11 protein-coding genes are annotated in these 25,526 nt (G+C 49.0%); 4 read left to right on the top strand and 7 right to left on the bottom strand.

Annotated elements, in window-relative coordinates:
* The 4 genes from A4R26_RS01115 to A4R26_RS01095 form a co-directional block, all read right to left on the bottom strand.
* The gene (locus tag A4R26_RS01115; RefSeq protein ID WP_081158790.1) at positions 1-2,892 is read right to left on the bottom strand and encodes a SusC/RagA family TonB-linked outer membrane protein; all 2,892 of its coding nucleotides are present in this window, start codon (positions 2,890-2,892) and stop codon (positions 1-3) included.
* A 228-nt stretch (positions 2,893-3,120) separates the two neighbouring features.
* Positions 3,121-4,845, bottom strand: coding sequence for a RagB/SusD family nutrient uptake outer membrane protein (locus tag A4R26_RS01110; protein ID WP_081158788.1), 1,725 nt, complete (start codon positions 4,843-4,845; stop codon positions 3,121-3,123).
* Between the two features lie 19 nt (positions 4,846-4,864).
* Positions 4,865-8,161, bottom strand: coding sequence for a SusC/RagA family TonB-linked outer membrane protein (locus tag A4R26_RS01105; RefSeq protein WP_081158786.1), 3,297 nt, complete (start codon positions 8,159-8,161; stop codon positions 4,865-4,867).
* Between the two features lie 604 nt (positions 8,162-8,765).
* Positions 8,766-12,800: a hybrid sensor histidine kinase/response regulator transcription factor gene (locus tag A4R26_RS01095; RefSeq protein WP_165760113.1), complete on the bottom strand. Its 4,035-nt coding sequence runs from the start codon at positions 12,798-12,800 to the stop codon at positions 8,766-8,768.
* A 287-nt stretch (positions 12,801-13,087) separates the two neighbouring features.
* Between A4R26_RS01095 and A4R26_RS01090 the strand changes: the two genes are divergently transcribed.
* From A4R26_RS01090 to A4R26_RS01065, 4 genes are all read left to right on the top strand, one after another.
* Complete coding sequence (locus tag A4R26_RS01090) at positions 13,088-14,875, top strand: histidine kinase dimerization/phosphoacceptor domain -containing protein (protein WP_081158780.1); 1,788 nt, start codon at positions 13,088-13,090, stop codon at positions 14,873-14,875.
* On the top strand, positions 14,872-15,636 hold the full coding sequence (locus A4R26_RS01085) for a response regulator (protein ID WP_081158777.1): 765 nt from the start codon (positions 14,872-14,874) through the stop codon (positions 15,634-15,636). Before A4R26_RS01090 ends, A4R26_RS01085 begins: the two co-directional genes overlap by 4 nt.
* A gap of 416 nt (positions 15,637-16,052) precedes the next feature.
* Entirely contained in the window at positions 16,053-16,886 is an 834-nt protein-coding gene (locus A4R26_RS01070) for an FkbM family methyltransferase (protein WP_081158769.1), read from the top strand.
* Entirely contained in the window at positions 16,855-18,045 is a 1,191-nt protein-coding gene (locus A4R26_RS01065) for an MGDG synthase family glycosyltransferase (RefSeq protein WP_081158766.1), read from the top strand. Before A4R26_RS01070 ends, A4R26_RS01065 begins: the two co-directional genes overlap by 32 nt.
* A 155-nt stretch (positions 18,046-18,200) precedes the next feature.
* Here A4R26_RS01065 and A4R26_RS01060 read toward each other — a convergent pair whose 3' ends face one another.
* From A4R26_RS01060 to A4R26_RS01050, 3 genes are all read right to left on the bottom strand, one after another.
* Positions 18,201-20,186: an OmpA family protein gene (locus tag A4R26_RS01060; protein WP_165760112.1), complete on the bottom strand. Its 1,986-nt coding sequence runs from the start codon at positions 20,184-20,186 to the stop codon at positions 18,201-18,203.
* Between the two features lie 239 nt (positions 20,187-20,425).
* Positions 20,426-21,445: a PorP/SprF family type IX secretion system membrane protein gene (locus A4R26_RS01055; RefSeq protein ID WP_081158760.1), complete on the bottom strand. Its 1,020-nt coding sequence runs from the start codon at positions 21,443-21,445 to the stop codon at positions 20,426-20,428.
* 41 nt (positions 21,446-21,486) lie between these two features.
* Positions 21,487-25,242: a T9SS type B sorting domain-containing protein gene (locus A4R26_RS01050; protein ID WP_081158757.1), complete on the bottom strand. Its 3,756-nt coding sequence runs from the start codon at positions 25,240-25,242 to the stop codon at positions 21,487-21,489.
* Between the last annotated feature and the right edge of the window lie 284 nt (positions 25,243-25,526).

The following is a 25,526-nucleotide window of genomic DNA, read 5'->3' as shown; positions in this document are numbered from 1 at the left end:
TTAAAAGGTGAGCGTAATACCGGCGTTAAATGATTTCATGGCGGGGTAACCTACCGGGGTTTCAGGATCGAGGTCATAGTTTTTACCAACGTACGACCAGTTAAAGGCGTTGACCGCACTGATGTACAATCGCAGTTTATAAAGGTGTATGTTTTTCAGTACGGCTGCAGGTAAATTATAGCCCAGTTCCGCATTGCGCAGCCGCAGGAACGCGCCTTTTTTTATCCAGAAAGAGGAGGTGCGGTAATTATTGTCATTGGCGCGCGTGGTAAGCCGCGGATAATCGGCGCCGGCCCGTGTATCGATGCCCTGGCCGGGGAAGTACGCCCAGGCATTACCGGCCATGGGAAATACATTCGTATTGTTCACAAACGCCACCGATTGCAACTGCGCGTTCAACAGGTTAACGGAGTTACCTGAAACACCCTGGAACAGGGCGGTAAGATCGAACCCTTTGTAACTAACGCCGAGGTTAAACGCATATGTAAGGCTGGGCAGTTCGGGGTTACCGATCTTTGTATTATCGGCCTGGTCAACCCGGCCATTGTTATCGAGGTCTTTGTATTTCAGGTCACCGGGTTGTACCGCGCCAAATGTGGGAACGGGAATACCACTCTTCAGCGTGCCGTCGGCATTGAAATCGGTAACATCATAAAACCCATCGGCCATCAAACCTATAAAGGAACCAATTGGCCGGCCGGTGGCTTTATTGAACTCATTTACCGTGGGTATTTCGCCCATGTACCTGATCTTGTTTTTGGCATAGGATACCATGGCCCCCGCTGTATAGGTTACAGCGCCGGCTTTACCATTGTATGAAGCGCTTGCTTCTATTCCGCTATTGGTAACCTTGCCGGCGTTTACATAAGGCAGTATGCCACCGTACACCGCCATAAGGGTGTTGTTCTGTATTACGATATCAGAGCGGTTATCGCGGAATACATCAACGGTGACAGACAATTTGTTGAACAAGGTAGCATCAACGCCAACGTTGTATTTCATACTTTTCTCCGCAAAAATGCCGGGATTGGCAGCGTAGGATTGGATCAGTCCGTTATTAGCGGTCAGGCTGTTGTTCCCGGTATAGAAACTTCCATTCCCTACATAGTATTGCTGGTACAGGTAACGGCCGCGGGTAGAAAAATCGTTGGCTGAAAGCCCCGCGCCTGCCCGCAGTTTTAAGTAATTCACGAGATTGTTATCGGCCAAAAAATCTTCTTTCGAAATGATCCAGCCTAATCCCAGCGCCGGGTAAAAGCCCCAGCGGTTACCCCCGCGCGAGCGCGGGGCATAATTATCAGAGCCGGTTGCGCCGAACGACAATTCAGCCAGGTAGCGTTCATTGTTCGTATAGTGCAGGCGGCCGCTCACCGTTTGAAAATGATAGAAGATGTTGTTACCCGTGTTGCTGCCCGGGTTGTTGGAACCGGCATCGGTCATATAATTGCTTTGCAGGAAATTCAACGCGCCGGCAAAAGCATGTTTACCAAACGTACGGTTATAGCCTGCGGTAATATTTATCTGTTTCCAGTCGTATTGTCCAACCGATGTAGCCCCGTTGGCAATGATATCGCTGGCTTTATCGGTGGTGGTTTGTACGCCATTGTTAAAACGGGCATAGGTGGCCGTTTTACTGGCGGCAGTTCTCGTCCAGGTATTGAACGACACGGCTTCGTTCAAATACAAACCGGGTGTAATGAAGTCAAGCTTTTGTTTCAGGTTGAAATTCGCCTGCAGGGTGCGGTCGTGGGTTGAAGTATAACCCAGTGCATTTAAACTGGCCACGGGGTTATGCGGGAAGTTAGTAGTGCCCGACCAGCCAACGGTTTGCGGATCCTTTACCGGGTATACATTGGCTGGGTACCTTGCCATATTATTCCAGAGCGAAGGCCCGTTGAAGTTCGGATAACGCCGGTCTTCTATCCTTCCCCCGAGGTCAACTTTTGCTTCAAAGATCTTAAAGAAGTTGAAGTCGAGGTTGGTGCGCACATTGAAACGTTGTATTTGAGCATTGGAGGTAGTGGCATTGGTTGGCACATCGTACAATCCGCGCTGGCGCATGTAATCGAGCAACAGCGCATATTTTGTATCGTTACCGCCACCTGAAAACAGGATATTGGCATCGGAATAATAACCGCTCTTCCGCAATACCTGATCGTACCAGTCGACATTGGTGCCGTTGCCGTTGCGATAATCTTCCAGTTGCGCATCGGTGTAGGCCGGGGTGTATTGAAACTGGTAACCGTTCAGGGCGTAATTGTCGTTACTGACGGCCTGGTTGTACAGGCGGGCATAATCATAAGCGCCATAGGGTTTGGTGAGGCGAACGGGCTGCTGCAAGCCGCTCACCAGCTGCACCTGCACTTTACGTTTACCGGCAAATCCTCTTTTCGTCACTACCCACAAAACGCCATTGGCGCCTTTCATGCCAAAAGTGGCGAGGGTTACGGGATCTTTCAATACCGAAATACTTTCTATTTCCGAAGGCGGCAGGTAATTGAAATAAGAGGCGGTTGTTTGAAAACCGTCGATGTATATTACCAGTGCTGAATTATCGAAGGAAGCCCTGCCGCGGATAAACAGATCCGCTTCATCGTAACCCGGTTCGCCCGAGCCCTGTTTTACTGTAAGGCCCGGCAGTAAACCATACAGGGTATTGGTAATGTTGGGTACGGGTGTTCTGTACAGCATATTACCACCCACTGATGAAGTGGCCGTTACCGATCTTTCTTTTCTTATTTGTAAAAACGGACCGGGTTCATATGCTAAAACCGACAGATCGACGACTGTCGTATCTGTTTTTGATACGGCTGCTGCCTCCTGGGCGCTGAGTGGATGCCACAGGAAGGTCGTCAGGCAGGTAGTGAGTATATATTGATGTATTATTTTCATATAATATCTTGTTTACAGATAGTGAAACATGAGTTGATAAGTTGATAGGGTTGATACAGTTGATAGAGGAAAACCAAAAGCCAGGAACCAAAAGGCGAGCATGCGTTTTACACCTTAACATTTTGATATTCGTTATTCAATTTCTTCCTTTATCAACGCTATCAACCTTTCAACCTGCTTCCTGTATTTCATTATCACATTAGCATATTATCACATTATCACATTGATTTAATACCCGGGGTTCTGCACCAGGTATCCCTTATTGATCTCCGTTTGGGGAAAGGGGTTCAGGTATTGTTTGGGCGACCAGATCATCGTATAGATCACCTTATCGGTATAATTGGTATTACCGGTAAGTTTCACGCCGCCGCCGTTATTAAATGCCATCGCCCTGATGGGCCCGCCCAGCACACTGCCGATGTTCGGCAGGCGCCAGTGTTTTACATCATGCAGGCGGTAATTCTCGTCAAAGAACTCAACCGCCCATTCACGTTGTATAATGGTGCGCAGTTTTGCCTGGTCTGTTTCGGTGATGGCAGGTAAGCCTGCGCGTTGATGGATCTTGTTCAGGCGGTCAAGCGCGTTTGACGTTTGTCCCGCTTCGTTCCATGCTTCCGCGGCGCTGAGGTATGCCGCTGCGAGGCGAAAGATGGGGAACTCGAACCAGGCGCGGCCGCCAGCCTTTGCATAGAACTTAACCACCCGAGCGCATCCGAAACCGGGGCCCGAACCAAACGTGCTGTTATTTCTCCAGTTGGCGTCGCCGGGATTGTTCCAGGCATCCATTTGCCAGGGTTGAAAACTCGATTTAAAGCGCCCTTCCATCTGGTTCATTTTGGCGGTATAATCGGCAAACGTTGCGGTCGTTCCTGCATCGGGCCAGGTTTGATTGGCGCCGTCTTCCTTATAATAATATTCGAGCAGGTTGGTGGTAAGCACATTGCCCTGGGCTTCCCATACCCGGCAATTATAAAAAGCGTTCATGGGTAAATTATTCCAATTGCCCCCATCGAACAACACGTCGTTCTTGAACTTGAAGGCCAGCAACACTTCAGGATTAGAGGGTACAGAGGTGGCGGTTGAATAATCATCGAGCGGGTTGCCGGTATTGATGATATAAGCACCGCCACCTGCTTCCGCTTCTGTGATCACAGCTTCCGCTGCATTGGCGGCTGTCGTCCACCGGTTAGCATCGGCATTTCCCAGGCAGATAAGGTTATTGTTCGCTCCCATATCGAGGTACGGAGTTGCCGAGTTGAAGAGCGGGCGCGCTGCATGTAACAATGCTTTTGATTTTATGGATAATGCCGCAGCCTTTGTCATTCTGCCGGTCCAGTTATCGGGCCATTTCGATGGCAGCACGGCTGCGGCCTTGTTGCACCAGTCTACAATGGAGTCGAGCACCTGTTTCAGCGGGTGGCGCGGTATGGCCAGCGAGTCGGACGCTTTTAAACTGCTGCTTATGATGGGCACCCCGCCGTACATGATGAACATTTGTTCATAACGATAGGCAATAAGTGCCATCATCTCCGCTTTTACAATGGCCTTATCCCCTTCCGACATATCGGTAACCTTATCGATGTTCTCCTTTACTATGTATGCCTGCCGAATAGGCGGAAAATTGTTCACATACCCATCCATATCTTCATTTACACCGGCGGCGCTCAGGCCGTTCAGTACAATGTCTTTGGCCATCGTCCAGCTGAACCCGTAGTTCATACCGCCTGTCAGGTTCTCCTGTAGCATGGCGTTCCACCAGTTCTTCCAGGGTAGTCCCTGCCCCAGCATATTGCGGTAGGCATTGGCGATAGCGCCCTGTGCTTTTACGGTGGTGGTGAATACGGAATCCACGGTTGTGGCATTCGTTATCGGCATCTGTAAGAATTCCTTTTTACAGGCGCCGATAGTAATCGCTATGAGCGGTATTGTTATCAGTATCGATCTGTATCGCATGGCAGTTCGTTTGGTTTTGTTAGAATTGAATGTTCAGGCCAACGTTGAAGGTCCTTACAAGCGGGTACAGGTACCCCATGTTGTTCTTGCCTACATCGGCCTGTTCGGGATCTATTCCCTCCAGTACTTCCTGGTCCCACGTAATTAAATTGTTCCCGTTCATGTATAAGCGGATGCCTTTTATATTGGCGCGTTTCAGCAGGGCCGATTGTTGCTGGAAAGTATACCCCAGCTCGAGGTTCTTCAGGCGTTTGAAATCGTTCTTCTTTAACCAGAAGGTGCTTAACGGGTTATTGTTCGCCTGACCGCCGCTGAAAGAAATGGCGGGATACCAGATCTTTTCGCCATTGGCGAATTTCTCTGCCGTCCAGCGGCCATCGTAGGCATATTGCAACACCTCCCCTACGTTTTTCGCAAAGGGTGAACTGAGGATGTAACCCGATTGCGGGAAGGAACCTTTTGCCGTTCCAATGAACAGGGCCGAGAGATCGAATCCTTTATAGGAAAAACCAACGGACAGGTTATAAGCCACCTGCGGCAGGTTGCTGTAACCGATGGGCACCAGGTCTTTTTCATCGACGATGCCATCGCCGGTAACATCGCGGTATTTAAGGTCGCCCAAACGGGCATTTGCACTGTATTTATTAAATGGCCGGTTGTTCAGTTCGCGTGCGGTGTTATAAAACCCGTCGCTGATCAATCCTTTATATTGCCCGATGGAAAAACCGGTTACGTTCATCCAGGGATAAGGATAGGGCGCTTCGGCCTGGTATTCAATTTTATTGCGGGCAAATGAATAATTGCCCTTTATGAAATAGGAAACCTTCCCGATCTCATCGTTCCAGCCGGCTTCAATTTCAAAACCTTTATTGCTTACGCGGCCGAGGTTCAGCGGCGGGGTCGAACTCTGGGGCACGCCGTAATTGGCGGGAATGACGCCGGAGGTTACCAGGATATTGTTCCGTTTTTCCTGGAACAGGGAGGTGATCACCGACAATTTGTTGTTGATGAATTTCAGTTCAGCCGACAGGTTGGTTTTCCTTGCCCGCTCCCAGGTAACTTCAGGATTACCCAGCGTTGATTCGGCTGCGCCGGCAAAGAACGGGTTGCTCGTTGAACCATTGCTGTTGCCAAACCAGTAGCCGCCGGTGTTGGTTGACCAGGTATTGGGGAGATACAAATAGCGCCGCCCGCCTATCTGGTCGTTCCCTACTTCACCATACGATCCCCTGAATTTTACCCAGGTAACCCAGTCATTCTCGGGGAAGAATTTTTCATTCGACAGGATCCAGCCTGCAGATACCGCCGGGAAATATCCAAAGCGTTGCTCCGGGGCAAAATTCTCGGTACCGTTTATGCCCATGTTGAATTCAACCAGGTACCGCTCATTATAGTTATAAGTGGCGCGCCCAACCAAACCCATCAAACCCGACGGTGTATTATATGCCTGTGCACTACCGTTTCCATTGGCGGCGGTATAGCGTTGTGCATTTCCCAGCACGAGGGCCGATACATTGTGTGCGCCGAAACTGCGGTTATAGTTGATGGCCGCTTCCACGTACAGTTTACGCCATGAACTGTTGCCTACGTTATCTGAAGTACTTGAAGGCGTTACCTGTCCGCCAATAAAAATGATATTATTGGGGTTCTTCGGATCGCGCATGGCGCTGTATTGCGGTATGGGATTGGTTTGCGCATATCCTTTCGTGTAGCTGTCGTCATAAGCAACGGTCACATGCGATTCCAACCCATGCGTTATATAGCCCATGGTGTGCCGCAGCGTAACCACACTGTTGAGCGTGGTAGTATACATGGTGCGCGAACCGGCGGTGAGCAATTGCGCCAAAGGCGTATAACCCGTACCCCCTTTCAGTCCTAACGGGTTGGTGGGGTCGCCGCCCAAACCAATAAAACCGGTAACCAGTTTGCCGTCGACAATACCGGGGCCGGTGAACGGACTGTTCTCGAGTATATTCTGAATAATGGCCTGGTACCTGTTGGCAAAATCGCCCGAGGTAGTACCTGCGCCCGGCGCTTTACCAATGCCCGACTGACCGCCGAGATTTACACTTAACTGGAAATTCTTTGCAACGTCTATATCGAAATTGGAGCGGAAATTATATCGCCTGTACCGGGGATTGTTGTTGGCGCCGCCATAACCGGTATTGGATAAAATACCATCCTGCTGAAAAAAGCCCAGCGAGGTAAAGTATTTCACCCTGTCGGTGCCGCCCGATACATTGAGGTTGTATTGTTGCTGCCGCCCTACCCCGCCAAATTGTTCTTTATAATAATTATGACTGGTATAATACAGGGCCGGACTGTTCTTCAACGCTTCCTTTTGTTCATCGGTAAGATTCATGGCATCTACCTGCGCGGGTGTATAGTCGCGGTTATTCTGGAACTTCCATAACTCATCATCGGTGAACAGGATATTATCGAAACTGCGGTCGCCGGCGGCCTGCGCATTGCGAATGGCCTCGTTGCGCAGCGATGCGAACTGGTAGGAGTTCAGGGTTTGAAACAGGGAAGCCGCTTTGGTAAAACCCTGGTTGGCCGAAAAGCTGAACTGCGGTTTATTTAACCGGCCGCGTTTGGTGGTAACGATAATAACGCCATTTGCGCCGCGGATACCATATACCGCCGTTGCCGACGCATCTTTCAATATGCTGATGCTTTCAATTTCATTGGCATCCATCGCATTGAGGATGAGGAAGGGCTGCTCGGCAGGTTGCTGTATACCGTCGATGACAATGAGCGGATCCTGGCCATTGAGGGTGGCAATACCGCGAATGCGAATGGTGGTGGTGTTCAAACCCGGCTCGCCGGTAGCCTGCACCCCGCTGATACCCGCCGTACGGCCGATAAGCATATTGGTAATATTTGCTACGGGCGTTTGAATAAGGTCTTTTCCGGAAATAACCCCAACGGCGCCGGTGACGGTGGGTGATTTTTGTTTACCATAACCTACTACCACCACATCGTTCATCTGCTGGTAATTGGCATTTTCGGCCAGTTGAATGTTCAGGACGGTGGCGGAAGTAACTTTCTGCAACCGGTTATAATAACCAATATAGGTAAACTGCAGGGTTGAACCGGAAGGCACCGTAATGGAGAAACGGCCGAGGCTGTCGCTGAGCACCGATACATTTGAATTAACTACCGAAATGGTAGCGCGCGGAAGTCCTTCACCATTTTTCCCGGTGACGGAGCCCTGCACTTTAATAGGGTCCTGGGCCTGGGCTGCCATACTCAGGCAACCCGTAAGCAGCAAAGTCAAAAAGCGCCTTAGCCGCGAATGTGCGATCATTCTCATATAGCAATATTTAATTAGGCTTCGTTTTGGTGAAAAAGGGCGGGCGCCGGAATGAATATGGGGGCCACGCTGTTTACAGCTACTAAAATATCCCCATTCCGGGGGGTGCGATGGGGGGGAAATTGCTTATTATAGGGGTGTAATTGGTAATTTGCTAATGTGATAATTTGCTAATGTGATAAGTTGAATACGGGACCTGGAGGGAATACAGGGTTAAGTTGAAAAGATGATAGAGGTGATAATGTTGATAGAGGTAAATACAGTTATTCAGTTATCTAGTCAGTTCAGTTGTTAGTTCTGAGTTATATCGATGGGTTCGACCTGGCGGCTCAATGAGGTATTGGCCATGGCCGGCCTGGCGGCTTCCAAACTCCCGCATGTTGACGCGCAGCTGTATTCGCTTTCGACTTTAGGCTTTTGGCTTTCTGCTGTATTTTGTATTGCTTGAAGCTTGCAGCTTGAAGCTTGTGGCTGTATTTTGTATTTGCTTGCAGCTTACAGCTTGAAGCTTGCAGCTGTATTTTGTATTCGCTTGCAGCTGTATTTCCTTTATGCCTTGTTGCCTTTACCTTTATCACCTTTATCAACTCAATCAACTTATCACCTACCCTTCCCGCTTAACATTGAACTGGTTATTGAACGACGACCGGTACTTCTTGATGTACTCCGACGGGTTCATGCCGAAGAGTTTGTTGAACTGCGTTCTGAAGTATTTGATATCGCTGATACCTACCTCAAACGCGGCCTGGTTAACATTGTGTTCGCCTTTGAGCATCAGCTCGGCGGCCCTGCGCAACCTTATGTAGCGGATAAAATTCGTTATCGACTGGCCTGAAAGCAGCCTGATCTTTTTGTACAGGTTCGAATGGCTCATGCCCATTTCCTTTACCAGCACCTTGATGGTAAATTTTTCATCGGTCAAATGCCGCTCCACAATGGCAATACAGTTTTCGAGGAACTCGCGGTACTCGGCGCTCACCTTTAAACTGTTTTGCTTTAAGGTGATCTCGCTAAAGAAATAATTCCGCAGCTCGGCGCGGGTCTTGAAAATGTTCTCCACCCTGGCCAGCAGCAGGTCTTTGTCGAACGGTTTGGTAATGTACAGATCGGCGCCCTCTTCTATACTTTGCAATTCGGTTTCGGCACCGCGCGATGCGGTGAGCAATACCACCGGTATGTGATTCAGCGCCGAATCTTTTTTTATTTTTCTGCACAACTCGATGCCGTCCATGCCATCCATCCTGATGTCGCTGATCACCAGGTCGGGAAATCTGGTTTGCACCATGGTCAGGGCCTCCTGTCCGTCTACCGCCTCCATTACATCATATTTATCTTTCAGCATCTGCTGCAGGTATTGCCGTATCGACTTATCATCATCGGCGATCAGTACGCTGTGCCGGTCGGTGACCGCCACTTCGGGTTTATTTTCGCCGGCAGGCTGCTCTTCCAGGGCCGGTTCTTCCAGCAGCTCTTCCAAAATCACCGGTTCCTTTTGCGCTTCGTCGAGAATGGTCTCGTTGGCGAGGTGCGCTTTTCCTTTATATAAACTGATCCTGAAAGTTGTTCCGGCGCCTTCCGTGCTTTCAAACGTCACCGACCCTTTGTGCGCTTCTATAAAATGTTTAACCAGGTACAACCCGATGCCAAAACCGGGTTTCAACGGCGCACGCAATGAAGGCGCCTGGTAAAATTTCTCAAACAGGCGCGCCTGAGCATCGGCGGGAATACCGCAGCCCGTATCCTGCACCTGCAGCTCAACGGTATTATCCAGTTCTTTTACGGTAAAGGAAATGGCGCCGCCCGGCGGGGTGAACTTGATGGCGTTCGAGATCAGGTTGTATAAAACGATCTCCATCTTTTCACGATCGACATATAATTCCATGTCGTTATTGTCGCAATGAAAAACATAATTCAGGTGGCTGGAACGCGCCTGTTGCACAAAACACAGGTACACCTCGTTGCACAGGTTATAAAAATTATGTTTGGCAAAGGTCATTTTATCGGCTTCCACATCCGCCTTTCTGAAGATCAGCAACTGATCTACCAGGCTCAGCAGGCGCCGCGCGTTGCGGTAAACAATGCTGAGGTCTTTTTCACTATCGGTGTTCCCGCCCTTGCGCAACAGATCTTTGATTGGGTTGATGATAAGCGTTAAAGGCGTACGGAACTCATGCGAAATATTGGTAAAGAAAGAATGCCGTTTATCATTGATCTCTTTTTCTTTTTCGGCATCGATATGCGCCAGTTTGATCTCATACTCCAGTTCGCGTTGCCGGGTCTTGTAGCGGTAATACATATAGATCAACGCCGACGCTATTATAATATATAAAGCATATGCCCACCAGGTACGGTACCAGGGCGGTAACACGATAATTTTTATCGTGGCCTCCTGTTTATTCCACACGCCTTCCGCATTGGTTGATCTTACGCGCAGCAGGTAGGTTCCTTCGCTGATATTGTTATAATTAATGGCTCCGCCGCCGCCGCGCGGAGCGTTGCCGGGATAGTTCCAGTCCTTATCCCAGCCCTGCAAAAAATAAGCGTACTTCACTTTTTCGGGAGAAGAATATTCAAGCGCGGTAAAATGAAATGACAAGGTGGCTTCATTATAGGGAACGCGCAGTTCATCGATGCGGTCACTGCCGGCGCGCACGATACAACCGGGCATTTCTGAAAGTGGTTTGTTGTTCACCCAAATGCCGGAGAACAGGATGGCCGGCATAAAACTGCGGGTGTTCACCTGTTGCGGATCGAACAGGTTGAACCCGTTGATGCCACCCAATGCCAGCTCACCCGATTGCAGCCGCAACGCCGCATTGTAGCTGAACTGGTTGCTTTGCAATCCATCGCTTTGATAGAAGTTTCGAAACACCTTTTTTACCGGGTCGAATTTCGACACCCCGTTAAAGGTGCTGATCCATAAAAATCCATTCTTATCTTCCAGGATATTCAGCACGGCATTATTGGTGAGGCCGTCTGCGGTTGAATACCGTACAGCTACATTTCCTTTCGCCCGGTTGAACAACAACAGGCCACCGCCTTCGGTTCCCACCCATAAATTATGATGGCTGTCTTCAAAGATCGACCGTACGGGTTTGCCGGTCTCATAATAAAGATGCTCTTTGGTCTGTTTGTTTATCCTGATCAACTGCCGGGCATTGCCTACCCATAAAGCGCCCGCATGATCTTCCGTGATGGCAATCAGGTCGTTCAGTTTTGGATCAAACTGTTCCCAACGATTTTGGGTACGGTTCAGCCGGTATAATTTTCCGTTCCCAAATGTGGTAGCCCACATGTTTTGGTCGCGGTCTTCATACAACAGGCATACACTTTTGTTTTCTTCGCCCTGTTCATTCACACACCTGTAATGTTCAAACGAACCGGTGGCGCGGTTGAAGCGGTTGATGCCGGCGCCAAAAGTGGCGATCCACATATTGCCGAGATGGTCTTCTTTTATACAGCTTACCGAATTACTGCTCAGCGAGCGGGCATTGCCCGGTTGATGATGGTAGTTGGCAAAGCGGTTGTTTGGCCGGTCCCAGATGCTGAGCCCGCCACCATCGGTGCCGATCCACAAACCGCCCTGACGGTCTTCATAAAATGCCGACACGAAATTGTTGATGAGGCTGTTATCGTCGAACGGATTATGCGTAATTGTCTGAAAACGGCTTTTGTGCACATCGAGAATATCTATACCGCCTTTCAGCGTTCCCATCCAGATGCGGTTTTCCTTATCAACCAGCACAGAATAAACCGATTCGCTCGAGAGCTGGTGCCTGCTTTCACCGGGCATCAGGTATTGAAAAGTTCCGGTCAGTTTGTTCAGGATGTTCACGCCCCCGCCCTGTGTACCGATCCATAAATTATTATGGGCATCGCTGCACAGGCTTACCGCTTTGTTGGTACTGAGTTGCCCGGCCCCTTCCTTATAATGTTTTACGATCCGGTTGCCGGCAATATCGTATTGATACAAACCATCATCGGTGCCCATCCAGATGCTGCCGGTGGTATCCACTTCCATCGTGATCACGGAGCGCAGCGCATCATTCACCGCACGAATGCTGTTATTGCCCCGGTCGAAATAACACAAGCCGACAGTTTCAATAAACAGCCATACTTTATCGGTGTTGTCAACATACACTGCCTGCACGTTGTACCAGTACGTTTCTTTGGCGGGCATTTTTACCGGGATCTGTACCGCGGCATCCTCATTTTGTTTTTTCAGGAACAAACCCCATCCATTGGTGCCCATGTATACGTTGCCCGTGCCATCTGATTTTATGGTATTGATGCTGCAGGTGATGCGTTCGCGTTGCGTCATCGCATAGGTGGGATGAAAGTATACCGGTGAAAAGCGATCGAAGATGCGGTTGTACACCGCTACCCCCTGCCCTGTACCTACCCACAGGTTATTTGAGCGGTCTTCGTGAATGGTATAAATATAATTATGCGGAATAGAACCCGTGTCGTTGATCTTATTACGGTAAACCCTGAACCCATAACCGTCATAACTGTTCAGTCCGTCGTAGGTGCCGAACCACATGAGCCCGTTATGGTCCTGGTAAATGCATTGAACGGAGTTGTTCGATAATCCCTGTTGAATTCCCAAATGAGAAATGGCAGAACCTGTATTGGCCAAAGCCCCGCAGGTAAAGCATAGAAGAATAGCAAATAGTGTATATCTGCAAAAGAGACCCATAAGCGTTTCTGGTTCAATCGTTAAACAATTCCTGTAGACGGTCACCAGGAATGTAGCAGTAGTTATGAATTGTAAATCTAACAATTTTAGTACATGAGCGATAAAATATATTTGATAATACAGGCCTGCATTCGCGAACACATACAAACAAACTGTTATTTGAGATAAACCCGGTTAACATCCGGCTATTCCCGGTAAAAATTATAAATAATCCTTATTTTTATTTTATGATCTGCCGTAGCAAAAGCCTGGTCTTATCTCTGTTAATTTTATTGATCACTCCCTGCTGTATTGCGCAAAAATGGCGTTCTCAAACCGACAGCCTGTTGAACAGCTACAAACAGGCCGCTACTCCTGTACAAAAGGTAAAACCGCTTACCGAAGCCGCTTTTATTTTCCTGTTACAAAATCCCGATACGGCCATGCTGTTGTACAATGAGGCCGAAGGCATTGCCGGCAACAGCGGCAACGATACCGCATTCGCCATGGTATATGCCGGCAAAAGCGCCGTTCACCTGATAAGAGACAATAATGATTCTACGCTCGAGTATGCGTTGAAAGGTTTGAAGATCAGCGAGCGCACTCCATTGCCACCCGATGTGATCGCCGCCCTGTACCGCAAGCTGGGATACGTATACCGCAACACCAACAAACACCGCGAGGCGATCGAGATCTATAAAAAAGCGCTGGCATATTCCCGGATGTCGGGCAACCTGTACGATATGGCCATCACCTCTTCGAACATCGGCAATAATTTCAACGCATTCAAACAATACGACAGCGCGCTGGTATACCATGCAAAAACACTGGAAGCGGCACGCGCGGGTAAGTTTACCGACATTATCGCCCGCACCTATATCCAGATCATCAATTCCTATAACGGGCTGAAACAGTACCCGAAGGCATTTGAGGCGGTAGCCGATATGCAGCCGTACCTCACCCTGCCCGATGTTACCCCGCTTACGAAAGGGCTTTGCTATACCACCATTGCGAAACTCGATATGCGCCATGGCAGCCCGCAGCATCCGCTGGCCGCGCGGTACCTCGATAGTATGAAACGCCTGATGACGACCACTTCAACGGGGAAGGACAACCAGATCGATTATTACCTGAACCGCGCCCTGCTCGAGTTCAGCGTACAACATTTCGACTCGGCCTCGGCCGCGCTGGAAAAATACAATGAGCTGAAAGAAGAACGGGAAGATGAGATCATCAGCGGTCACACCCAGGAGCTGGACGCACGGTACGAAACCGGTAAAAAAGATGCACAGATAAAGGACCTCGACCAGCAAAACCGCCTGCGAAAAAAACTATTGGTTATATCGCTTAGCGCATCGGGCATCTTCCTTGCGCTGTTGTTCTGGGTATGGCAGCAGAACAAAAAGATCAGAAAACAGGAAGGCCACCTGAACTACCTGATGAAAGAGCTGCATCACCGTGTGAAGAACAACCTGCAGATCGTAAGCAGCCTGTTGAACCTGCAAAGCGCCAAAATAGACGATCCCATGGCGCAGAAAGCACTGATGGAAGGCCAGCACCGCATTGAAGCCATGAGCCTCATTCACCAGAAACTGTACCAGACAAAAACAACCAGCCGGGTGAACATCCAGGAATTCATTACGGAGCTGGCCGAGAACCTGATGCACGCCTATGGTTACAAAGCGCATACTTTCAACCTGCAGTTGCAGGTACAGGTAAAAGAACTGGAGGCCGATATTGCCATCCCTGCAGGTCTTATCCTGAACGAAGTGGTGACCAACGCATTTAAATATGCGTTTAAAAATGTGAGCGATCCTTCCTTATATATTTCATTGAAAGAAAGCGGACAAAAACTGCAGCTGACCATTGCCGACAATGGCCGCGAGCTTACCGAAAAAGCCTGGAAGTCCAGTTCTTCCTTTGGCCGCCAGTTGATGCAATCGCTCACCATGCAGCTGGAAGGTTCAATGAATTTAAACTGCGATAACGGTTCCGTATTTACTTTTACATTCCCTGTAAAATCATTACACGCATGAACGACAAAGTAAAAATTATGATCGTGGAAGACGAGACCATTGTGGCGCTCGATCTTTCCATGCGCCTGCAAAAAGAAGGATATGAAGTGGTGGGCATTGCCGCCAGCAGCGATGATGCCGTGGAGCTGTTTACGGAACAAAAACCCGACCTGGTGTTAATGGATATCAATATAAAGGGGAAAAAAGACGGCATTGAAACCGCCAAAGAATTGAAAAAGATCCAGGAAGTGCCGCTGATCTTCCTCACCGCATTTTCACAGAACGAATATGTAAACCGCGCCAAAGCGGTAAATCCCTCGGCTTACCTGGTAAAACCGTTCAATAACGACAGCCTGCATACCAGCATCCAGATCGCCATTCACAATTTTGCGGTACCGGGCAAACCCACCGATCCCCGGCCCCCGGCCGATGCCAAAGAAGACACGGGTAAGGAAACCCTGCTTTTCTTCAACAACTATTTTTTTGTCAAACACAATTACCGCTTCAATAAGTTCTCCATCGATGAGCTGCTGTTTGCCGAAAGCGATAACAATTATGTCAAACTTGTTACTACCAATAAAAAGCTGGCGCTGCGGGTATCGCTGCAATATATTGCCGACAGGTTCAATCATCCGGCGCTGGTACGTGTTCACCGCGGTTTTATTGTGAACATCAAGAATATCGACAGCTTTAATGAAGAAGAAATAATTATTGGTCCGCACCAGATCCCCATCGGGCGCAATTACAAGGATGAGTTTTTGAAAAGCTTCAAATACCTTTAACGCGGAATGCTGAAGGCTGAAAGCGGAAGGCAAATACAACTCCTGTTTGACAGTTTTAATTTCCGAAACTTCGCGAAAAAGCAGAACGCAGAAGGCAGCATGCGGAAGGGACCATCCCGAATTTCAAGCTGTTCGAATTTATTCGGGTAGAAAATTTTTCGGGGGCAGGCGTTCAGCGTTAAGCGTTCAGCCTTCAGCATTCAGCTTTCACTCATCTGGCAAATCGAATAATTCATCGTAAAATATTTGCATGCGAACCTATAATTATTATTTTTATGCGAACGCAAAACACTAAAAGCAGATCGCATTTGACAGATTTAATATCCGAAAGTTCGCCCAAAATGCTAACAGCAGCGAGGACAGCCTTATAGGGTTGTAGCGTTAAGCCTTTAGCGTTAAGCGTTAAGCCTTCCTGCATGAAAAACCCAACCAAAAAAGCGGTCATTTTTGACGCTGTTCCTATTTATTGTATCCGGAAAAAGGAAGCCGCCTGGCTTTCCAGAGAAGTGCCCGTTTATTTGCAACACGGCATTTCCGTTTCTTCGGGAGATATCGTTTTTGACGTTGGCGCCCACATTGGCGTTTTTTCATTATGGCTCCACCTGCAGCAAAATCCGCAATTGACCATTTATGCATTCGAACCGGTAGCGCCTATTGCCGAAGTATTGTCACAGAACGTAGCGGCGCATGCACCCGGTAATATAAAAGTAATGCCTGTTGGTCTTGGCAAAAAAGAAGAAAAGCTCACGTTCACTTATTATCCCAAAGCCACCATCTGGTCAACCGGTTTTCCGCTTACGGCCTACAACGAACGGGTCAATACAAAAACGGCCACTATCGCCAATTTGAAACAGGGACCACTCGCCTACCGCATGATCCCGACGGTTGTTTGGGAAACCATGATCGATGTGGTACTGAATAATGTATTCCGCCGGCAGCAATCGTTCGACGGCGCCATCACCACCATTTCCGCCATCATGCATACGCATGGGCTCGAACGCATCGACCTGCTGAAAATAGATGCCGAATATGCCGAATGGGACATTCTGCAAGGCATAGAGGAACGGCACTGGTCGAAAATAAAACAGGTGGTAATGGAATTGCACGACATTGACGACCGGCTTCAAAAAATAAAATCCCTCCTGCAGCGTCAGGGCTTTCACAATATAACCCATACACAGCAGGAGATCCTTACCAATACCAATATCCACCAGCTTTATGCAAGCAGAAAAAATGAAAACCAACCGTAACAGGATCGCTATTGTTTATTTCGATGCGGCCTCCGGCAGCCATTCTGCCGCCGCCGCTTTACAAAAATCATTGCAAAGCCGCAATCCTCATTGCCAGGTGCGCATGATCAATATCACCGACATCTTCGATCACCACGGATTGTTCGGTAAAGTTGTTCGCGCCGGTATCAATCACTTCAACCGGCAACTGAAACGCGACAGTGTATATGGCCTGCGCAGCCTCATCAGGCTGTCGCTCTTTTGCCACGATCTTGTTGGCCCCAAAGGCATTCAAAAAATTGCAGGTTACTGGAACTCCTTTCCGCCGGATATCATTATTTCCGTAACACCCATGTTCAACCCGGTTTTGTATGGCAGCGCCATGCAAATAAATCCCGGTGTTAAATGCATTACGATACCCACAGATCTTGAAGAAGTGCGCAACTGCTACTGGTTCACCCCGAAAGTCGAACAGTATTACCTGAACGCCACGGAGGCCTTGCATGAGCAGGCTGTTAAAGCCGGCATTTCTGCCCACTATCGTTTCAGGATAACCGGTATGCCGGTCGATGAAAGCGCCTATGAGCCGGCCCCGCCCGACCGCAATGCGCAACTACGCTCCATTGGCCTGAACCCCAACTGGCCGGTTGGCTTTTTATCGTTTGGCGCACAGGGAATGCGTAATGTGCTCGATATTGCCCGCGCGTTGGCGAAGCAACACACAAAGCTCAACCTGATCATCCTGTGCGGGAAGAACAAAAAATTATTCAGGCAGATCCATGCACTTAAACTGCCGTTCCCAACAGCAGTATACAGCCATTTACCACAGGCGCCCCTGCATCTTCTTCACCTTTGCGATTTTGCCATTGGCAAACCCGGCACCATTTCCATTACCGAATCGCTGATCACCAATACGCCGCTGATCGCACAAAAAAGCAGGGGCATGCGCCTCATTCATAAAGGCAACGAAGCATGGCTTACGCAAACAGGCACCGGCATTGTAGCCAAAACACCCGGGAACATTGCCGCTGCGGTAACCGAGATCGTGAACAACCCGGTGTACAAAGAACAAATGGAATTTTATAATCACAAAGCCATTTACCAGATAGCCGCCCTTATTGAAAAGATCGGTAAACTGAATCAGAAGATACTGAAGCCTTATGGCGAGTTGATTGGTTGACGAGTTGGCTAGTTAACGTGTTAACCTGCCTCCCTCTATCACATATTTATACCCTATTAAACTGTAAACTAAATGTAAACCGCTTATATCCTGTACAAACTGTATCAACTGTATCAACTCTATCAACTAACCCAGTCAACCCGTTAACTATTAACCTACTTAACAATCCTAAACTCTACCCTCCTGTTCTTCTCACGCGCTGCAGGAATATCCCTGCCCTTCTTATCCTTCTCTTTTTCAAGCGGCCTGGTAGCCCCATAGCCTTTTGCGATCAGCCTGCTGGCGTCAACGCCGGCATTTACCAGGAATGCTACGCAGGCATCGGCACGGGCCTGTGATAACTGCTGGTTATACGATACAGAACCGATCCCATCGGTATGGGCCGAAATTTCCAGCCGTACATTCGGATTGGCTTTCAGGTAAACCGCCATCTCATTCATATAACCATATGACTCAGGCGCCACTTCTTTCTCGTTATAACCAAACCCGATATCCCGGGTAACCAGGGTTTCTTTTCCCCTGAACGGATCGGGGATCTTCGTGAGACAGTTTTGTCCAACGTTGATGGTATCTGCGCTGGCGGTCACCGCGCCCAGCGTTTCATTTTTATAAGTTTCCTTAACAGCGATCAGCTTCACTTCTTTGCCTGCTTCCGTTTCGAGCATATAGAACCCTTCGGCATTGGTGTTTTGTTGAGCAATGGCCTGTCCGTTCGCTGTGGTAGCCGTAATGGTTACACCGGCCACCGGGATTTTGCTTTCGCAATCGATGATCTGTCCGGCAAAGTATTGGTTGTAGCTTTTATGCACAGCAAACAATTCAAGGCAACATAATGAACCGCGGTCGCTGCTGATGATGGCGTCTTCCAGGAGATGCTTACCCCTGTTCACGAAGTAGCTGTCGTTTTTTACGCTATTTACGGGATAGCCGAGGTTGACGGCTTCCGTAAACGACCCGCCGAAGGAACCGGTTGCTGCAAACAGATCGAAACCGCCCATGCCCACCCGGCCTTTCGATGCGAATACCAGGGTATTGGCGGCAGCAAAATAAAAGGGCGCGCCATCGTCATCTTTCGAATTAACGTTCGCGCCCATATTCATGGCTTTACCGGGTTTGCCGTTATGCAACGGGGCATACCAGATATCGAAACCGCCCTGTGAACCGGCACGGTTACTTGAGAACAACAAATATTTACCATCGGCCGTAACATGCGGCTGCCGTGCATCGGCGCCTTCCATATTCACGAAACCTTCTGCCAGAACAGCGGGCGACCAGCCATTGGCGGTTTGTTCGCTGCTATAGATCGCAAATGTTTTTTTACCATCGGCCAGCGTGTTCCAACCGGTAAAGAACATTTTCTTTCCGTCTGGCGTAAATGTCGCAACACCCTGGTGAGTGCCGGTGCTGCCCCCGATGGGCAACTTCTGCGCTTCGGCAAATGTGCCGCCGTTTTGCGCCGTTGTATATAATGCGTTATTGTATTCTTTCGAATTGCTGCGTCCGTCCATTTCGCCGCGGGTAGCGGTAAATACCAGTGTGCTGGTATTCATCCAGGCAGCGGCGTAACTGGCGCCTTCTTTATTTACCTGGTTGTTCAGCTTTTCCACTGCTACATTGCCTGCGCCCTGCTGCAGTTGCTGCTGAATAAAGTTGCAGTTGGCCAGTTCCTGCGTTGCCTTTGCCTTATAACCGGCCGCCGGCTTCGTCTTCAGAAATTTTTCCAGTTGTTGCTGCGCGAGGTTGTACTTACCGTTCGCCCGCAAACAAATGGCGTATTCATATAAAGCATTCGGGTGGGCGGCTGCATTCATGCCGATCACCTCTTTGTAATAGGTTTCGGCATGACTGTAATCCTGCAGTTTGAAATAACAATCTGCGAGGCTATACAACAATTCCACTTTGGGGCTCGCGCCTTTTGCGGCCGCCCCGGCGCTTTTTTTCTCTACCTGGTAAGGCTCGTAACCACCGCCATCAACAACTTTATTCCCGCTCAGCGATCGTTCATAATACTGCGCGGCGGAATAATAATCACCCTGTTTATAGAATTTATCAGCAGCCCGTTTGTAGTTCTTTACATACTGGGCTTCAGCAGCAGCGAGCGACACTGCCAGGCCTGATATTATTATGATGTGTTTGATCATGTTTGTTCTCTTTAATCGTGAATTCGTGAAAACGTGCATCGGCAATCGCAAACGTGAAAGGGCAAACGTGAAAGGGTTTCCGGCATACGGGATTGCCGCTTTTGTAATCGGCAATGCTCACTTCGCTCGCCACATAGCTACACCTTATCACTCGTGTTAATTTGTATTTGCCTTAAAACTTATAACTTATAACTTACAACTTAAAACTTATAACTTATAACTGTATTTCAGCTTTCTTCTTACATTGCCGGACACACAAACGGCACCCGTTTCGCTTTTACTCCCCTGCTGCCAATGATGGAGAGGGACAATTCAAAGCTGTTCGATTTACCGCTGATCTTCGACAGGTCAGAAGTGCCAACGTCATAGCTCACCCCCAGCACAAAATTCTTATAATATAAACCGGCATACGGCACCAGCGCATCTTTGAAGCGGTAGTTGGCGCCCACCAGGAAATCGGCTTCATCATTGATCCGGCTTTGCACATAGGCGCCCAGCATTTTCTCCGAAGCATCGCCCTGACGCATGTACAACAGGTTGGGCGTAATACTCACCATTTCACTGATGTTGAACATGGCGCCGCCATGGGCGGTATACCGTACAGGCATACGCTCTTTTTCGCCCCCTTTTATGAACGGGTCTTCCGGCCGGGTAAGATGAAAGGCAGACAACCCGGCGAAAAGATTCATTTTTTTACCAGGCGTGGCATCGTAATACAGGATCCCTGCGCCGGCATCGAAAGCCGTGCCCGAGGTTTTGGCAAAGGTTTCGGTCGGTTGTATATTCGGGTTGAACTCCCCGGTTGAGGGATCGAACTGTTCATCGGTACGGAACTTCGACTGGTCGAACCGCCGGTTGATGATACCGAACGACATGCCCATGGAAATGCGCTGGTTGCCATCGACGCCGAAACGTACGCCGGAATACGCCATCGAGAAATTGGCGGTAAGGTAATTGTAACCGCCGTCGCCCACCTGCTGGTTCATCACATTAACACCAAGGTTCACGTTCTTTCCGGTAGTGATATCGGCCGATACGCCGGGCGTAGTGTACGGACTTGAGATATTAGCCCACTGGCGGCGATAAATAGCCGTTACGCGGTAGTCGCCATCCATGACACCCGTTAAGCCCGGGTTCAGCCACAACGGGTACATATAATACTGCGAGTAGTGCGGGTCTGTTTGCGCCCGGGCCGTCGATCCACTCATCGCAATTATCCCGGTCGTCAGTGCCAAAGCCATTATTGCAAGGTTTCTCATAATAGTCAGTTTTATGGTTTACCGTTTCGTTGCAACAACGATCAACGGATCAAATTAACGGTTCCTTTTTTGTTTACGGTTGTGCCATCGAGCATGGTCATGGTGAGTACGTATACATACACCCCTACCGGTTGCTGTTTGCCTTTGTACGTACCATCCCAACCAGCCACCTGGTTACTGGTTTCAAAGATCTTTTCACCCCACTGGTTGAAAATCATTATGCGCATAGCACTGATCGCATTGCTGCGCACGGTGAAATGATCGCTCTTTCCATTATTGTTGGGAGTAAAGGTGTTGGGCACATAGTATTTGATACCCGGAATTTTTGCGGTCACTCTTTGTGAGTTGGCAGGCGCACAGCCATCCTGTGTACCCAGCGCCTGAACGTAGAACGGGATCTCTGTATTGGGCGTTAAACCGCTGGTGATAGTGTGTGATAAACCGGTAGCGCCGGATGAAGGCGTAACCCAGTTTGTATTATCGGTTGATACCAGGTAACCGGTAGCATTCACAACCGGATCCCAGCTAAAGCTTACCACATCCACCGATTCTTTATCGACCTTTGCATTGGGACCGGCGCCCAGCGGCAAACACACTAAAAATTCATACGCGCCGATATCGGGTTTGGCAGCATGGCGGGCAGCGCCCGTGATGTCGGTGGCAATTCCAACCGCGGTACCCATGTTATCCATAGCCAAAGCTGTAGGTGTAAAATCAGCCGAAGCGGGATTGCGGTAATCGGGATAAACGCTAACAGAGTTGGCGTCGCCCGCCGAGTTCTGTTTCCACAGATCGATGCTATTGTAATCTGAACCATTGATACGGCCGATAAAATTATTGGCGCCTGCTTTAGCGGCATTCACCAGGTTATTGTTGTTGGCCTCAATAGTAGTAGCCGCGTCGTTTATAAGAATTACATGTTTGGTACCGGTGCCGCCTCTTTTTATCACCAGGCTGTTATTCTTCAACACCAGGCCGGTGGCTGCAGAGCCCGAGTAGAACGCCCGGCACAGTTGGGTTGCGGTTCCGGTTGAATCTTCCAGCGAAACGGTATTGTGATAGTAGCGCACATTGTTGGCGCCGCTGTTGGTGATCCCATTTTGCTGGCCGTGGCCATCCATATTATAAATGAGGTTGTTGCTTACGGTAATGGTTTCGCCGGAAGCCCTTGCATCATTGCTGCTATTGAAAATACCATGCGCGGTTGAAGTATTTGTTCTTGCCCCGCTAAACAGGTTGTGAATTTTGTTCTTCGAGATCTGCAGGCGGAAATGTAATCCATCGGAATAGATCCCGTACGACGGGTTGTTGAATTGCGTAGTACGGGTTGGGCGGCTGATATCATTGCCTTCAACCAGCGCGTTGCTGCTATTGGAGATCCAGATACCATACCCACGGAAATCCTTAATGGTATTATTGGTAAATACATTGCCCCGGTGAGGCGCGGTTGGAGAAGAAACGCAGGTAATACCATAGTGACCACCGATGATCGTATTGTTGGCGATGGTGTTGCTGTCGTTATAGCTGGGACCATTTGAACTGGTATAACTATTGGCAACCGGGCTCATACAAATACCAACCAGGTCGCTGAAGTTATTGGTAATGCTCATCGTAATGGTACAATTCTTTATCGTATTGTGATGGGCATTGTTCAGGAAATAAAAACCTACGCCATACTGACCCGAGGCGGAAGCTTCAGGTTTTACATTCAGTCCATCAAATACAAAGTACTGCGCGCCGTTCAGTTTTATCACCGCCCGTTCGGCGCTGGTTCCTGTTGCCAAAGCGATGGTAGCGCCGTTCCCTTTGAAGGTAACCGTATTGGTTGCGGAGGTACCGTTTATTTTTGGAATGATGAGTTGCTCGCGGTAAGGCGTGCCATTGTCAACTACATTAAACACCACGGGACCGCGAATGCCGCAACGAATGGCGTACAACGCATCGGTGAACGTTTGGAAGTTGGTACCGCCGGTTGCCTGTGCGCTATTGATAGTATAGGTAGCACCCGGTAAAGATGGGGTTACCGTAATAAGAATTGGAGTAGAATATTCAACCAGCGTTCCGCAGGTGACCGCTGCGCGGTAGTACAGGGTACTGACCGCAGGCAAGGTAGAGGCGGGATGCGCCAATGCTGATCCAACATTTGTATAGGTACCGTTGATGGTCGATGATGTTTGCCATTGGTACAGCTGGTTGGTGCCAAAAGAATTTCCGTTCAGGTTCATGGACATGGGCGAACCTTCACAAATGGTGGTGTTGGGCAGCATGGTAGTAGCGCCACCGGCCACAGGACCTAAACAGGTGGGTGTAAAGAACTCATAAGCACCGAGATCGGGATTGGTATTGTTACGAACCGCACCGGTAATATCGTTGTTTACGCCGGCATACTGACCCATATTGTCGATAGCCTTATCATTGGGAACAAGGTTGATGAACTGCGGATCGGAAGTAACAGACAGCAGGTCTTTACCCGTTTTCGTTTGCCAGTTGGCAAGCGTCAGCTGCGTACCACCTGAATAGCCAACCGCATTTCCCAGGGTACTGCCCGAAGGCAGATAGAACAGGTTGCGTTCGCTGTTGAACATGGGAATGGATTGTGCCAGGTAAATGCCATAATTACGGCCTGAAGTGGTGCGGGAAATCGAAATGATATTGTTCAGGATGTTCACATCGGTATACTGATCGATAAATATACCTCTTGTTTGCCCGCTGCCGGCAATGGTATGATCTTCGAAAGAAATGGTGTTGTGATAGATGTTCAAATGCGAACCGCCATATTGCGCCACGATGCCGTAGTGGCCATGCGCGCTTTGAAAATCATAGATAAGGTTATTGGCAACGAGGTTGGGCGTTGCGGCCGAATTATAGGCGCCGCCAAAATTGATTCCAATGAACTGGTCGCCGGTAACTGAAGGGTCGGCGGTAAAATGATGGATCTTATTGCCGATGATGCGCATGTTGGTATTGTCCTCAAAACAAATAATTCCATTGCCTCTTTCGGCATGCGGACCGCCCGTAATATCATTTCCCTGAACAAGGGTATTGTCGTTGTAAAGAATATATATACCGGCATTGTAGGCATCGCTGATGGTATTGTCGATCACCTGGTTGCCTTTCATCATTACATAAGGATGGGGATAAACAGGCACGCTCGACAGGGTGATACCGCAGTTACCGCCGCTGATGGTATTTTTTATGATGAGGTTGCTGTCGCAATTGGCGTTGCCGTTCGAGGAAGAGAAATCATCGGAACCGTTGATCACAATGCCTTCATTGTTTTGCGGTTCGGCCATATTGCTCTGGTTGATGATGGTACAGTTGCGGATGGTATTGTGATCGGCATCGTGCAACAGGTGAATACCCACACCATATTCGCCGGCGCCTGAACCTGTAGGAACGATCTTCAGGTTATCGATGGTAACGTAGTCGACGCTGTCCATTTTAATACCGGCCCTGGCCAGGCCATTGGTAGAAAAAAAGGTAAGCGTAACGCCATTACAGTTAAACACTACCTGTTTGGTGGCCGTGGCCCTGATGCGGTAGTTCATAAAGATCTGTTCGTTGTACGGACCGCTGCCAGGCGCTACATCGAACGTAACGTTACCGGCCACGCCGTTGGCCATGAAGATGATGGCTTCATTGAATGAGTTGAAGTTCCTGTTGGCCGTAGGCTGGCGGTTGTCGATAGTATAGTTTCCCGATACCTGGGCCTGTAACCACCCGGGGGTAAGAAAAGCGGCCAGCAGTACAAGCCTGAATAGAAACGAAGAACAAATTGAACGTAGGTATTTCAACATACGCAGTAGAATTGGTTTTTTAATACAGCTGCAAGCTGTACGCTACAAGCTGCAAGCAAAACCCCTCACAACTTGTTCGCGATTAATTATTATATAATCCGTTTAAAATTATTAAAGTGAGGATAAGGTTAACTCATTATTAAGGACCGAATGGAAAAACAGTGGTTTCCCACTAGAAGGCAACGAGGCATAAAGGAAATACAGCTGTAAGCTGTAAGCTGCAAGCTTCAAGCTGTAAGCTGCAAGCGAATACAGTCTGGCCTAAAGCCGAAAGCAAATACAGG

Source organism: Niastella populi (assembly GCF_002078015.1).
Lineage (GTDB): Bacteria > Bacteroidota > Bacteroidia > Chitinophagales > Chitinophagaceae > Niastella > Niastella populi.
This window is presented reverse-complemented; position numbering and strand designations above follow the sequence as displayed.